This window comes from Vibrio sp. 16 (assembly GCF_963681195.1).
Lineage (GTDB): Bacteria > Pseudomonadota > Gammaproteobacteria > Enterobacterales > Vibrionaceae > Vibrio > Vibrio sinaloensis_D.
On sequence record NZ_OY808997.1, the window covers coordinates 133548 to 148046 of the forward strand.

The 14499-nt window shown below is 48.8% G+C and carries 9 protein-coding genes; 5 read left to right on the top strand and 4 right to left on the bottom strand.

Annotated elements, in window-relative coordinates; genetic code table 11:
• The first annotated feature begins 24 nt into the window (after positions 1–24).
• Positions 25–723 carry a phosphate signaling complex protein PhoU gene (gene phoU / locus U9J37_RS00610; protein WP_005471437.1) on the top strand — a complete coding sequence of 233 codons (699 nt, stop codon included), beginning with the start codon at positions 25–27 and terminating at the stop codon, positions 721–723.
• A 5-nt stretch (positions 724–728) separates the two neighbouring features.
• Here the strand turns inward: phoU and ppk2 are convergent, their stop codons facing one another.
• The 4 genes from ppk2 to U9J37_RS00630 all read right to left on the bottom strand — a co-directional run bounded on the left by ppk2 (position 729) and on the right by U9J37_RS00630 (position 3797).
• Positions 729–1505, bottom strand: coding sequence for a polyphosphate kinase 2 (gene ppk2, locus U9J37_RS00615; protein WP_005471453.1), 777 nt, complete (start codon positions 1503–1505; stop codon positions 729–731).
• Between the two features lie 67 nt (positions 1506–1572).
• Complete coding sequence (locus U9J37_RS00620; RefSeq protein ID WP_005471491.1) at positions 1573–2325, bottom strand: copper homeostasis protein CutC; 753 nt, start codon at positions 2323–2325, stop codon at positions 1573–1575.
• A 139-nt stretch (positions 2326–2464) separates the two neighbouring features.
• The gene (locus U9J37_RS00625; RefSeq protein WP_005471483.1) at positions 2465–2770 is read right to left on the bottom strand and encodes a YebG family protein; all 306 of its coding nucleotides are present in this window, start codon (positions 2768–2770) and stop codon (positions 2465–2467) included.
• 124 nt (positions 2771–2894) lie between these two features.
• The gene (locus U9J37_RS00630) at positions 2895–3797 is read right to left on the bottom strand and encodes a LysR substrate-binding domain-containing protein (RefSeq protein WP_005471506.1); all 903 of its coding nucleotides are present in this window, start codon (positions 3795–3797) and stop codon (positions 2895–2897) included.
• A 104-nt stretch (positions 3798–3901) separates the two neighbouring features.
• Here U9J37_RS00630 and U9J37_RS00635 point away from each other — a divergent pair, with 104 nt between their 5' ends.
• From U9J37_RS00635 to recD, 4 genes are all read left to right on the top strand, one after another.
• Positions 3902–4879, top strand: a complete 978-nt coding sequence (locus tag U9J37_RS00635; RefSeq protein ID WP_005471442.1) for a TDT family transporter — start codon at positions 3902–3904, stop codon at positions 4877–4879.
• Positions 4880–5034: 155 nt separating this feature from the next.
• Positions 5035–8481: an exodeoxyribonuclease V subunit gamma gene (gene recC, locus U9J37_RS00640; RefSeq protein ID WP_005471524.1), complete on the top strand. Its 3447-nt coding sequence runs from the start codon at positions 5035–5037 to the stop codon at positions 8479–8481.
• Between the two features lie 264 nt (positions 8482–8745).
• A complete protein-coding gene (gene recB, locus U9J37_RS00645; protein ID WP_043886832.1) occupies positions 8746–12366 on the top strand; it encodes an exodeoxyribonuclease V subunit beta in 3621 nt (1206 codons plus the stop codon).
• Positions 12366–14459 (top strand): exodeoxyribonuclease V subunit alpha, encoded by a 2094-nt coding sequence (recD, locus tag U9J37_RS00650; protein WP_005471459.1) that lies wholly within the window; start codon positions 12366–12368, stop codon positions 14457–14459. Before recB ends, recD begins: the two co-directional genes overlap by 1 nt.
• Positions 14460–14499: the final 40 nt, after the last annotated feature.

A 14499-nucleotide genomic window follows, 5' to 3' on the forward strand; every position in this document is an offset into this window, starting at 1 on the left:
ACTTATAGGATTTAAGGATAATTAATGAACTTTGGGCGCCATATTTCAGGTCAATTTAATGTCGAACTCGAATCCATTCGAACCCATGTTCTTACTATGGGCGGATTAGTAGAGCAGCAATTGTCGTTTGCGATGCAAGCTCTGCACAAAGAAGACATTGAGTTAGCGCGCAAAGTGGTCCGCGATGATCATAAAGTGAACGCGATGGAAGTGTCGATTGACGAAGCTTGCACTCGGATCATTGCCAAGCGTCAGCCAACGGCCAAAGATTTGCGCCTCATTATGGCGATCATCAAAACCATCACCGACCTTGAGCGTATTGGGGATGTGGCGACGAAAATCGCCTATGTTGCGATAGAGAGCCCATCTTCTAAAGAGCGTCAGTTTCAAGTGTCGCTTGAACCCTTGTGTCGCCAAGCCATTGCCATGTTACACCAAGTGCTGGATGCCTTTGCACGAATGGATGTCGATGCCGCCGCTGAAGTGTATAAGCTTGATGACAAGATAGACGCGGAATATGAAGCGGTCATTCGCCAGCTAATGACCTACATGATGGAAGATCCTAAGAACATTCCGAATATCTTGCAGGTCATGTGGTCTGCGCGTGCGATTGAGCGCGTGGGCGATCGTTGTCAAAACATTTGTGAGTACATCATCTACTTTGTCAAAGGCAAAGATGTTCGCCACTTGGGCGAACAAAGTATTGATGATGCGTTGAAATAAAATTTCTAATACTTTTCGGGGACAAACGTTTGGTCTTCAATAGGCGCTCGAATATACCCTTCTTTGTTTAATTCAGGTAGTTCTACGGCAGGGTATTCTACTTCGTGATAATCAATTTGGCTCAAAAGGTGACTGATGCAGTTGAGGCGAGCGCGTTTTTTATCATCAGAAGGGACCACCCACCAAGGGCAATGCTTGGTATCGGTATAGGCGAACATTTTGTCTTTAGCCTCTGAGTATTCAGCCCAGCGGTTGCGTGACTCTAAGTCCATGGGGCTGAACTTCCAGCGCTTGATTGGGGTGTTGATGCGTCCTAAAAAGCGTTTTTCTTGCTCTTCATCGGATACGGAAAACCAATACTTGAGCAGAATAATCCCAGAACGCTGCAACATGCGTTCGAACTCAGGGCATGAGCGCAGGAACTCGTCGTATTGATCATCACTGCAAAAGCCCATCACTTTCTCTACACCCGCGCGGTTGTACCAACTGCGGTCAAACAATACGATTTCTCCAGCGGCAGGTAAGTGTGCCACGTAACGTTGAAAGTACCATTGGGTTTTCTCTTTTTCGGTTGGAGTGGGCAGCGCGGCAATTCGACAAATACGTGGGTTGAGTTTTTCGGTGATGCGTTTAATGACACCGCCTTTACCGGCAGCGTCTCGTCCTTCGAAGATAACAACGACCTTCAGACCTTCTTGCTTAACCCACTCTTGTAGCTTGACCAGTTCGACTTGAAGCTTCTCGAGTTCGTTCTCGTAAAACTTTTTATCCAGTTTCGCCATCTGCTTCTCCCTACTGCGGCTGCTCTAACTATCAATATGTTAGCACTAGAGCCGAGTAAGATAAGAATTACCGCTGAGAACTGAGAGCCTTTACGACCTTTTGAATTTTGTCTGCGCAGGTAACCGGAATGGTGAAGTCATCCACGTCATTAGCACCCATCTTGGCTTTACTGTCGGCGTGCGCCATGTGACTGCGACGAGTCGACTTACCTGAAAGGTGAACCTCTCTCACGCCAGTCTTCGTAACGATTTGAACCACGTTGCTATCGTTTAATCCGGCGCCTGCCATGATAGAGACACGCCCGTCGGCTAAGCGCACCATTTCTGCGAGCACATCAATGCCTTGTTCAACATTTTCCGAGAGTCCAGAGGTGAGTATACGTTCACAGCCTAGTGTTGCGATTTGCTCAATGGCTTCGCGGTAATTACTGCATTGATCAATGGCTCGATGGAAGGTTGTTCCTAAGCCATACAGGTTGGCGCGGTCCATGATTTGTTGAGACAAAGCGATGTTGATTGTGCCGTCGGCATTCAACACACCAAACACGATGCCTTGTAAGCCCGCTTCTGCCGCTGCTTCAATGTCGAGTAGCATGGCATCAATATCGTCTTGATCGTAAAGAAAATCCCCTTGGCGAGGACGAATCATGGCATAGACCGGAACGGTGGAAATCTGCGCTGCTTTTTTCATAAAACCAAAGCTCGGCGTCAGTCCGCCTAAAGCAAGGGAGGAGCAGAGCTCTATTCGAGTTGCGCCACCTTGAATGGCTTGATTGAGGGATTCTAAGTTGTCGATACAGACTTCGATATGATGGTTCATCGGGATTCTCGATAGCAGGAAACTGTCTCAATCATAGCGCGAGGACTCATCAGGTATTAGGGTAAAGCTGAAGAATTTACTTTCCCTAAAACAAAAGCCCCAGCGTAGTGCTGAGGCTTGAGTGCATTTTGGAGGTTGATTAAGCGGCGTCTTCTTGCGGCTCGTCAGCAGTATTTTCGACTGCTTCAACTTTCTTTGCTTTCTTTGGAGCTGGCTTGCGCTTCGCTCCAAGTGCATATAGCACTTCTTCTTTGTTTTGAGCTAGGAACATCGCCAAGTCTTCTTGCTTGCCTTCGTCTTCTAGCAGGTCACTTTTACCCAGTAGCTCGAACAGCTCATCCGCCATATCAAGCATTTTGTCATATGCGTCAGCTTCCGCTTTAGAGGTAAAAGTCATTTTCTCTTCTCCATTGCGTTCTACCACGTACTTGACGATTACAGCCATGGTTGGTCCTCTAGTCAAAATTTATCAAAATCATTACTGGCTTTTTATACAGTTTTTGACCAATTAAGTCTAGATGATGCGGTGATTCTGAGATCCAAGTGGCTACTCTTTGTGCCCGCGCTGTCTAACTTGTTGAGTCTTTCCGCCACTGATAGCAAAACTCGATAAAGGTTTTCAGCAGTGGGCTTTGATACTTCTCTTTATGAACCAGCAACCAGTAGCGTCTTTTCATATCGAGAGGCAACTTGAGCTCAACAACGCGGCCATCTTGAATGGCGGGCTCAGCGGATAACCTCGACAAACAGCCCAACCCCAACCCTGCTGAAACACTATTAATCAATGCTTCGGTGGTATTGAGCTGAAAGGACTCATGCCAATGCTCAAGGCGAGGCGCTATCACGCGAAGGAAAAACTCTCTTGAGCCCGAGCCTGGCTCTCGGAGTATCCACTCGCTGCTTTCTAAGTCGCCCACGCGAACGTGAGTTTGTTTCACGAGCGGGGAATCTGGTGGGCAGATTACGCACATTTCATCTTCACTGAACTGCTGAGAGATTAATTGCGGATGCAAGGTCTTCCCTTCGATTAACGCGAGATCGAGCTCATAGTCGACCAACTTTTCGCAGATCAACGCTGAGTTGGAGATAAACAAGCTTTGCGACCTGTGTTGTGTCTGTTGACGAAAATCACTAAGCAGATAAGGCGCGACTTGGTTGCCTATGGTGTCACTGGCGCCAATTTTCAGCTCGCCCGACAAGGTTTGGTCGTTATCGAAGAGCTGTTCAATATCTTGCGCTCGCTCAATAAGCTCATCAGCCAATGGCAGTAACTTCTGCCCCTCTTGATTGAGAATAAGACGGTTGTTTACCCGGTCAAATAGGGAGTGGCCGATCTGTTTCTCGAGCTCTGAGAGCGCCATACTGACGGCGGCTTTGGATAGAAACAGCGCTTCAGACGCGGAGGTGAGCGTCTCGTGCTGAGTAATCGTGATAAACACTTTGAGTTGTTTGAGCGAAATATTGGCTGCCATAAGGTCGTTTAGTTTGGTTGAACGAGTGTTTTAAATAATTAGATGTTTTCGAACGTTTGGCAAGCGTAAACTGAACGCCTAAACAAAGAGTGTGTGAGGCAACAATGATTAAAGCAGCAAAAGCAAAAGTGATGGGTGCGCCAACCCCAATGGCTGGCTTAGCGCTAGGGATTGCCAGTTTAGGTTGGTGTTGGGAAAACGCCGCGTCGTTTAATGGTTATGCGCAATGGACAGGAGCTACGCTAGCGAGTGTGTTGCTCATTGTGCTAGCCGTTAAATTTCTTTTTCACCGTCATTTGTTGCGTGAAGATTTAGCGCACCCTGTCGTGGGCAGTGTGGTGCCGACCTTCGCGATGGGCACCATGGTTGTGTCTAACTCTTTGGGGCACTTTCATCCGATGCTAGGAGATGGACTGTGGCTGGTGGCCGTTGGTTTACACGTTGTCTTTTTGGTGAGTTTTCTTTACCACCGCGCTAAGGACTTTGAGCTACACCATATGGTTCCGAGCTGGTTTGTACCACCGGTAGGCATTATCGTTGCCGATGTATCGTTTTCAGGTAACCCTGCACTGAGCGGTGTTGCTAATGGTGCCTTGATGTTTGGTATGTTGGCGTATGCGGTCATGCTACCCATGATGATTTATCGCTTTATGTTCAGTCAGGAAATTCCTGATGCGGCTAAACCGACAATGGCAATTCTTGCGGCGCCTGCTAGCTTATCATTGGCGGGCTACCTAACGGTGAGTAGCGAGCCTTCACCAGTGATCGTGGGCCTGCTGTTTGGTATTGCGGTATTAATGACTGCGATTATCTATCTGGCCTTCTTTAAACTACTGAGATTGCCATTTAGTCCTGGCTATGCGGCGTTTACCTTCCCAATGGTGATCGGCTCAACGGCGCTCTATAAACTTGCAGCATGGATGGAACACGTTGGCGTAGCGGCAGAGTATGTTTGCCAAGTTCACTGGCTTGCTGGGTTTGAACTGGTCATCGCGACCGCGGTGGTGAGCTACGTGGCACTGCGTTACTTGGCCTTTTATCGACCAGTCAGTCAGGCTTTGGGTTTGACTGCCCGCCCTTAGAATAGCTTTTGTAGGATCTGAGTTGCCGCTCAACTTGTTCAAGGGTTGAGCGGCTATTTTGATTCGAGCCAAATCATACGCTTATAGTGCTCTGCTAACCGTCTTGCTTGTGCTAGTCTCAATCCTAATTAGGGCAAGATCAGCGTGAGTACATTTTGTTTACTGTTTACCATTCCAATCAAGTCGATGTTTTAAAGTCACTCCTCGTTGAGCTGGTAAGACTCAATCCACTAGAAAACCCTTTTGAAGCCGAGCAAATTCTGGTGCAAAGCCCGGGTATGTCGCAGTGGCTGAAGATGGAGCTTGCCAAAGAGTTTGGTGTTGCTGCCAACATTGAGTTTCCGCTGCCAGCGACCTTCATCTGGAACATGTTTACTGAAGTGTTGCCTGACGTTCCCAAACGCAGTGCCTTTAATAAAGAAGCGATGACTTGGAAGTTGATGCGTATCTTGCCTGACATGCTGGCACAAGCGGAATTTGAACCGCTGCGCCGCTACTTGGACAAGGATCAAGACAGCAGCAAGCTCTATCAACTGTCCGAGAAAATTGCCGATATCTTTGATGGCTATTTGGTGTACAGACCGGAGTGGATCGCCAGTTGGGAAGCAGGTCAGCCTGTTCTAGAACTGGAAGAGGAGCACCCATGGCAGCCCATTTTGTGGCAAGCGCTGTATGACCATACCATCGCGTTAGACCAATCACCTTACCATCGCGCCAATCTGTACGAGCATTTTATCGACACCTTGGAAAACTATAACGGTGACTTTTCACATCTGCCTAAGCGTCTGTTTGTCTTCGGTATTACTTCGCTTCCACCCCGTTATATGGATGCTTTGAAAGCGATTGGTGAGCACATTGACGTCCACCTTATGTTTACCAACCCGTGCCGTTATTACTGGGGGGAAGTGCGAGACAGAAAATACCTTGCGCGTTTGGCGGCGAAACATCGTAAACATCTGGTTTGGAAAGAGAACCACTCTGAACTGGAAGGTGAGTCCGCACAGCTAAAAGGCGGGATTGACGATAACCTAGATGATGAGCTGCACACTGACGTTGTCGGCAACAGTTTGTTGGCGTCCATGGGCAAACTTGGCCGTGACAACATGTACTTACTATCGCAACTTGAATCGAACGAGATTGAAGCCTTTGTTGATGTTGAGCGAGATTCTCTGCTCCATCAACTGCAAGCCGACATTCTCAATCTAGAAGAGCATCAAGACGATGAGCAGCTTGAAACCAGCCAGCATAAGCAAGTCGTTATTGGTGGGGACAACTCCGTATCTTTGCACGCTTGCCATAGCCCAATGCGCGAAGTAGAAGTGCTTCATGATCAGTTGCTAGGGATGTTTGATGCGGATCCAACGCTGAAACCACGCGATATCATCGTGATGGTGGCAGACATCAATGCTTACAGTCCTGCGATTCAGGCGGTGTTTGGTAATGCGCCGGGTGAGCGCTTTATTCCTTACTCTATTTCTGACCGAACCGCCGATCAAGAGAGCCCCATTCTCAACGCTTTCATGCAACTGGTGAACTTGCCCAACACACGTTGTCTTGCTTCTGAACTATTGGAGCTGTTAGAAACACCCGCTATTTTGGCTCGTTTTGGTTTGACGGAAGATGACTTCATTCAGGCTAAGCAGTGGGTCGAGGAGTCGGGGATTCGCTGGGGGCTAAATAGAGCCACAGGGCGCGAATTTGAGTTGCCAGACACTCAGCAAAATACGTGGCAGTTTGGCATCGAGCGTATGCTGCTTGGCTACGCAATGCCTGAATCGGCGGGTTTGTTCAATGGGGCGAATGGCGCGCTTGCCCCCTATAACGAAGTGCAAGGAATGGGCGCTGAGTTGGCAGGGAAACTGGCGCACTTTATTCAGTGTATCGAGGCATACCGGGCCCAACTCAGCCTGACTCAGTCGATTGACGCGTGGCGGGAAACCTTAACGCATCTTCTCGATGATTTCTTCTCGGTAGAATTAGAAGGTGAAGTTGCATTAAAGTCTATTCGCGATACGTTATCGGCGTTAAAAGAACAATTAAGTGACGCCGCGTTTGAACAAGATCTAACCCCTTCGGTTATCACTCAGTATTTGCAAAACAAGCTTTCGGGGACCAGAGTGAGCCAGCGCTTCCTCGCGGGTCAAGTGAACTTCTGTACCTTGATGCCGATGCGCTCAATACCGTTTAGAACGGTCTGTTTGCTGGGCATGAATGACGGTGTGTATCCGCGTTCAATGCCACCTGAAGGTTTTGATTTGATGACAGGGCGAGCAAAGCCCGGCGATCGATCTCGCCGAGATGATGACCGCTATCTGTTCTTAGAAGCGATGCTCTCTGCGCAGCAGACGTTATACATCAGCTATGTGGGACGCTCGATTCAAGACAACACTGAGCGCGTCCCTTCGGTGCTGGTCTCAGAGTTGTTGGAGTATTGCCATCAAAACTACTGCTTAGAAGGCGATCAGGCACTGGCGTGCGATGAATCGGGTGATCGTTTGTTGGCTTCCTTAATCTCCCATCATTCGATGGTGCCGTTCAGCCCAACCGCATTTATTGGCACGCAGCCAAGCTATGCGAAAGAGTGGTTACCCGCGGCCAATCGGCAAGGGCAGCAAAGTGGTCTGTTTAATCGCCAGCTTGAAGATTATCTTCTGGATGCCACTTACCCACTGGAGCTGGATCTCGTTGAGTTGCAGCGTTTCTGGCGATTGCCTGTGCAATATTTCTTTAACCGCCGTCTAAAAGTGATGTTTGAGCCGCCATTACCTGTTATGGAAGATGATGAGCCATTCGTGCTTGGAGGGCTAGAGAGCTACCAAATTCGAGACAGCTTGCTAGCTGCGTTATTAGAGCCGCAACAAGATAGCCAAACCGTGATAGAGCAATTTATCGCTACCCAACGTGCGCAAGGCAAATTGCCCGTTGGCGCATTTGGCGATATCGAGTTTGAAACCAACCGTGTCCAAACCGAAGAGTTGGTCGAGAAGATTGGCTTCTTGTGCCAATCTGCCGCTGACGATCTTGAAGTCAAGCTTGAGTTTGATGTGTTAGGAGAGAACAAGCCCGTGCTGTTTACTGGTTGGCTTACCCAGCTTTATCAGTCGGGGCTGATTCGTTTTCGCAGTGGTCAAATCCGCTCACAAGATTACCTGTCGGCATGGATTGATCACCTTGCTATGTCTGCAATGGGGCATGCCAAGCGAACGCATATGATCGGATACGATCGCAAAGAAGGCGTGGTGCATTTAGTTTACCCAGCAATGGAAGATGCACAGCAAGCGAAAGCTCTGCTGGCTGAGCTCATTGGCCTGTTCTACCAAGGGATGACCGAGCCTTTGTGCTATTTCCCGAAAACGGCATTGGCTTGTATTGAGGCTGGATTTAGTCGAGGGAATTGGGTGGACGATGAAGAAAAGTCACGCAAGAAAATGGCGGACGTCTTCAACGACAGTTATATGGCGACTGGTGAAGGCAACAATGCATACATTTCCCGGATTTGGCCCGCTTGGAACGAAGAGTTGGCGACCAAAGCTCGAGACATATCAGTAAGGGTGATTCAAGCACCAAGGCTCATGGTGAAATCAAATGATGAGTTGGAATAAGAAAGTAGGTGGCCGCCAGTAAATCATTATAGTGTAGGGCGTTCGCTGTACGGCCACAGGTCAGAGGGACCATGATTCGGTTGGTCTCTTGCAGCACAGATGGCTGCTCAACACGTGGGGCGCATACTAACGGTTAGAATAATATTCTGCTGTGAGAGGGATCGCATAAAACTCTCACTTTTAAAGGATATTTATTAATAAGTCGCATTTTTAAGCCGGGATCACAGTTGGTTGTCGGCTTTACATTCAAAGGGCAAATATTCTATGACTGCATCGTCTATGGTGACTCCGCTAAATACCATGACTTTTCCTCTTCATGGCGCACGTCTGATTGAGGCTTCTGCGGGTACAGGTAAAACCTTTACCATCGCGGGTCTCTATTTGCGGTTGTTATTGGGGCACGGTAGTTCAGAAACCCAACATCAAACTCCGTTAACGGTCGATCAAATTTTAGTTGTAACGTTTACCGAGGCGGCAACCGCGGAGCTACGAGATCGAATTCGAGCGCGAATCCATGATGCTAGATTAGCCTTTGCCCGAGGCCAAACTCATGACCCTGTGATTCAGCCCTTGCTTGAAGAGATTGACGATCACAAGCAGGCGGCTAACATTCTTCTGCAAGCAGAACGGCAGATGGACGAAGCGGCGGTCTACACCATCCACGGCTTTTGCCAAAGAATGTTGACTCAAAACGCCTTTGAATCTGGCAGTCGATTTAACAACGAATTTGTGACCGATGAAAGCCACCTAAAAGCGCAAATTGTTGCCGACTACTGGCGACGTAATTTTTATCCTCTGCCGATTCAATTGGCAGGTGAAGTGCGCCGAATTTGGGGATCGCCAGCTGCATTGCTGTCGGAAGTGTCCAATTACCTAACCGGAGCGCCGCTTGCATTGTCGGTGAAAGCCATGCAGGGCAGTTTAGCGGACCTTCATCAACAAAACCTTGCGGCGATTGATGCGCTTAAAGCGCAGTGGCGATCTGGACAAGATGACTATTTAGCGTTGATCAGTGAGTCTGACATCAACAAGCGTAGCTACAGCAAAAAGTCGCTGCCAGCATGGCTAGAGGCCGTCAATGTCTGGGCCAGCACTGAGACGGTCAGTTATGACTATCCTGATAAGCTGGAAAAGTTTGCCCAAACCGTATTGATAGAAAAAACGCCGAAAGGCAGTGCGCCGCAGCACGATACTTTTATCGCGATTGACGATTTTCTTGCCAATCCAATCAGCTTAAAAGCGCCGATCTTGGCGCACGCGATTGAACATTGCCGCGAAATGCTTGCCAGCGCGAAACAGCAGAAGCAGTGGCTATCATTTGACGATTTACTCACCCAGCTATCGGCATCGATAGACGGTGATGAAATGGGCTTACTTGCTGAGCGAATTCGCACCTTGTATCCGGTAGCGATGATCGATGAGTTTCAAGATACCGATCCACTACAATACAGCATTTTTAGCCGAATCTACCTCGATTATCCTCAGTTTGGCTTGTTTATGATCGGTGACCCGAAACAAGCCATCTATGGTTTTCGCGGCGCTGATATTTTTACTTACATCAAAGCAAGAAATCAGGTCTCTTCCCATTTCACCTTGGGCACTAACTGGCGTTCGAGCGCGGATATGGTCGCGGCGGTCAACCAAATTTTCTCTTTGCCAACAAGTCCATTTATCTACGACCAAGACATTCCCTTTCTTCCTGTTAACCACAGTCCAAACGCTGAAAAAAGGGTTTGGACTATGGCAGGCCAAAAGCAACCCGCGCTGACGTATTGGCTGCAAGATGCCGACGAAAAGCCACTGCCAAAAGGGGAATATTTGTCGGCAATGGCGAAAGCAACGGCGGACCAAATTCAAACCATTCTTTCAGCGGCGCAAATTGGTGAAGCCCACTTTGAAGATGGTAAAGGAGCGCATGCAGTTCAAGCCGGCGACATTGCGGTGCTGGTGAGAACTGGCAGCGAAGGACGAATGGTGAAGGAGGCATTGGCGAAACAAGGGATCGCCAGTGTCTACCTTTCTAACCGAGACAGCGTATTCACCTCGGTGGTGGCGGCGGACTTACAACGTATGCTGCAAGCGGTGCTGACGCCGGAAAATGATCGGGCGCTGCGAGCGAGTTTGGCGTCTGAACTGTTTGCCTTAGATGCCGGAACCCTAGACAAGCTCAACAACGATGAAAATGAGTGGGAAAGCGCCATCAATGAGTTCAAAGAGTATCGTAAGCTTTGGGTTCAGCGAGGTGTGCTACCTATGCTGCGTAGTGTGATGAGCAAACGTCACATTGCAGAACGACTTCTCGAAGAAGACAACGGTGAGCGTAACCTGACCGACTTGATGCACATCGGCGAATTGTTGCAGCAAGCCAGTACAGAACTGGACAGTGACCATGGGTTACTGCGTTGGTTGGCGCAAGCGATCAGCGATGCACAAAATGGGCTCGGGGGCAGCGAAGACCAAATCCAACGCTTAGAATCTGAACGTAACCTCGTCCAGATTGTGACGATTCATAAGTCGAAAGGTTTGGAATATGACTTAGTCTTTTTACCTTTTGTGCTCAGTTACCGCGAAGCAAGCGAGGCCAAATACTACGACGCGACTCAAGACAGAACCATTCTCGATATTACTAAGCATGAAGCATCCCTCAAGCAAGCGGATAAAGAGCGTTTAGCGGAGGATCTCCGCTTGATTTATGTTGCATTGACGCGTGCGGTCTATGGCTGTTTTATTGGCGCTGCACCGCTGAGAAATGGACGCTCAACCAAGGAGCCAACCGGCGTTCACCACAGTGCGATGGGCTATCTTCTTCAAGACGGGCAAGAAGGTGGAATCAATGATTTGGCGCAAGCGATTCAAGCTCAGGTTGAAGCGTTGGAGCCAGTGGTTTGCACAGGGTTACCTGATGAGCATGAGGCGCCGTTGCACGTTGTGGCGACAGAAACAGAGACGCTTCACGCTCGCACCTTGGCGCAAAGTATCGACCGAAACTGGCGGATCACCAGTTATTCTGGCTTAGTGAAGCAAGGACACAGCCACCATGGTGATGATGCGCTAAGTGATTTGATGCGTCTGGATGTGGACTCATCCGGTGAGCAAGACGAAGACGAGCTTTTAGAGCCTGAGCAGACGATCTTTACCTTCCCACGTGGCGCAAGGCCGGGGACGTTCTTGCATAGCTTATTTGAAGAGATTGAATTCACTCAGCCAGCCAGCAGTGAAGAGAATCAACAAGCGATCATCACGTTAATGGAGAGTGAGCAATTAGATCCAAGTTGGCTACCTATTTTGCAGTCGCTGATTGATACCGTATTAGCCACACCGTTAGACGGCAAATCGATCATCTTGAATCAGAAAAAGCCATCACAACGACTGGTTGAGATGGAGTTTTTACTGCCGATTGAAGTGTTATCAGCACCCGCCTTAAATCGCGTTATTCAACGTCACGATCCGCTCTCGGCGAAAGCGGGGGATCTTGGTTTTCAAAACGTACAAGGGATGCTAAAGGGCTTTATCGATTTGGTCTTTGAAGACAAGGGTAAATACTACGTCTTGGACTGGAAATCGAACCATTTGGGGGACGATGTTTCTTACTATCATGGCGAGGCGCTAAAAGCCGCGATGGCCGATCACCGCTACGACTTGCAGTACCAGATTTATGCATTGGCGCTGCACCGTTTCTTGCGTAGCCGCTTGCCCAACTACGATTATCAGCAACATTTTGGTGGCGTTTACTACCTATTTTTACGTGGTATGGACGGCGAGAGCAGCCATGGTATCTTCTCGGCAAAACCGAGCTTGGAGTTTCTCGATGATATGGATCGCTTGATTGACGGCTTACCCATTGATACCAAATACAACAGTGCAGGTCAGGGGGAGTTAATCTGATGGCATCACCACTCATTTCAACATTAGAACAGCTTGCTCACAAAGGTTCATTACGTCAATTGGACTATCAGTTTGCGCGATTTATTTACGCTCAATCCAATGATGAAGCGTTGGCGTTTATATCCGGTGTGGTCAGTAGCGAATTGGGCAAAGGCCATGTCTGTTTGCCGCTGTTTGATGGGGAAGGTCAAGCTGTCGACTTGGCGAGTAAACTGGGCTTGTTTGGTGACGGTGCAATGGCGCTGAACTTATTATTAGTCGGTGTTGACTGGATCAAACTGCTAGAAAGCTCGCCATGGGTGGCAAAAAGTGCCCAAGCCCTGCCATTGGTCTTTGATGGCGAACGGCTTTATCTGCATCGTTATTGGCATTACGAAGTGACGTTGGCTGAGCGGTTAAATAGCTTTGGGACACCCATGATCCTAAAGCCCGCTGAACAGCAAAAGCTGACTGAACTTCTTAATCATTTGTTTGCCAGAAATTATCGCTATTTGTATGAAAGTATTAAAAATTACCCTTCTCTGACTGCAGTTCAAAGGCAGCAGTTAGTGTGTGACCATTTGGACGTGGTGGCAGAGGAACAGATCGATTGGTCTGCCATAGGCCAAAAGCTCGCAGAGGTGCGAACCATCGAGCAATTATCAGTGCTCGATGAACTTGTCCCACAGGCTGCGTGTGTAAACTGGCAAAAAGTGGCGGCGGCGGTGGCATTAACGCGTCAATTCGCAGTTATTTCGGGTGGACCTGGTACGGGCAAAACGACGACGGTGACCAAATTACTGGCAGCGCTTATCGAACAGGCTAAACAATCTGGCGATGTGCCGACCATCAAACTGGTTGCGCCAACGGGCAAAGCCGCAGCGCGATTGACTGAGTCAATAGGTAAAGCCATCTCACAGTTACCCGTTGACCCTAAGCTCAAAGAGGCGATTCCAACCGATGCAAGCACGCTTCATCGCTTGTTGGGCGCTTTGCCAAACAGCGCTGAATTTCGCCATAACCAAAACAACCCGTTACACCTCGATATTTTGGTTGTCGATGAAGCGTCAATGGTCGATTTGCCTATGATGTACAAATTGGTCGACGCTCTGCCCAAACATGCGCGACTGATATTGCTAGGGGACAAGGATCAGCTGGCCTCAGTGGAAGCGGGGGCGGTGCTTGGTGATATCTGCTCATTCCATCAATTTGGCTATGGCAGTGCTCAAGCTCAGCAGATCAGCCAACTGACGGGATATCAAACCTTGGCACATAGCCATCATAACGCCGCGACCATTGCCGATAGCTTATGCATGCTACAAAAAAGCTACCGATTTGACGCTCGTTCGGGGATCGGTCAGCTAGCGAAAGCGATCAATGCGGGCTCGGCACAGCAAGTGGATTGGGTTTGGCAAAAAGAGTTTACTGACATCGCTAAATTCCCCATTGATAGCCAACACTACAGTCAGATGGTTCAGAGCTTGGTGAGTGAGTATCGCGTTTACTTAAAGCGTATTGAGCAGACATTGCCTCATCCTGAAACCGGTAAGCTTGAAACTACCAAGCAAATGGCGAAAGCGGCACTGGACGCCTTTAGCCGATGCCGACTTTTGTGCGCGATTCGCGAAGGTGACTTTGGCGTATCTGGATTAAACCAGCGCATTGAGCGAGCGTTACTTAATCGCAAGCTAATTCAAGTTCAAGACGAGCTTTGGTATCACGGTAGGCCAGTGATGGTGACGCGAAACGATCACGCGCTGGGTCTGTACAATGGTGACATTGGGCTGTGCATTCGCGATGAACAAGAGGGCAAGCTGAAAGTCTTCTTTGAGTTACCTGATGGCAGTGTCAAAGCGGTGTTACCGAGCCGAGTGCCCGAGCATGAAACGGCGTACGCTATGACGATCCATAAATCTCAGGGAAGTGAGTTCGAGCATACGCTAATGATCCTACCGCCAGACTTTACGCCAATACTGACTCGAGAACTTATTTATACCGGTATTACCCGAGCTAAAAAGCGTTTGAGTTTGTATATCGATGAGCGAGTGATGAAGCGAGGTATTCGAGTTCAAACTGAACGGGCGAGTGGTCTAATAAAGCGTCTGAGTGAGTGAGGCGCTTAACCATCCCTGGTTAGCGAAATGAGTGTGCAGC

Coding starts and splice junctions, on each gene's coding strand:
- U9J37_RS00625 (WP_005471483.1), bottom strand. CDS start 2,770: ATGGCTGTAATCGTCAAGTACGTGGTAGAACGCAATGGAGAAGAGAAA.
- recB (WP_043886832.1), top strand. CDS start 8,746: ATGACTGCATCGTCTATGGTGACTCCGCTAAATACCATGACTTTTCCT.
- U9J37_RS00635 (WP_005471442.1), top strand. CDS start 3,902: ATGATTAAAGCAGCAAAAGCAAAAGTGATGGGTGCGCCAACCCCAATG.
- recD (WP_005471459.1), top strand. CDS start 12,366: ATGGCATCACCACTCATTTCAACATTAGAACAGCTTGCTCACAAAGGT.
- ppk2 (WP_005471453.1), bottom strand. CDS start 1,505: ATGGCGAAACTGGATAAAAAGTTTTACGAGAACGAACTCGAGAAGCTT.
- U9J37_RS00620 (WP_005471491.1), bottom strand. CDS start 2,325: ATGAACCATCATATCGAAGTCTGTATCGACAACTTAGAATCCCTCAAT.
- phoU (WP_005471437.1), top strand. CDS start 25: ATGAACTTTGGGCGCCATATTTCAGGTCAATTTAATGTCGAACTCGAA.
- U9J37_RS00630 (WP_005471506.1), bottom strand. CDS start 3,797: ATGGCAGCCAATATTTCGCTCAAACAACTCAAAGTGTTTATCACGATT.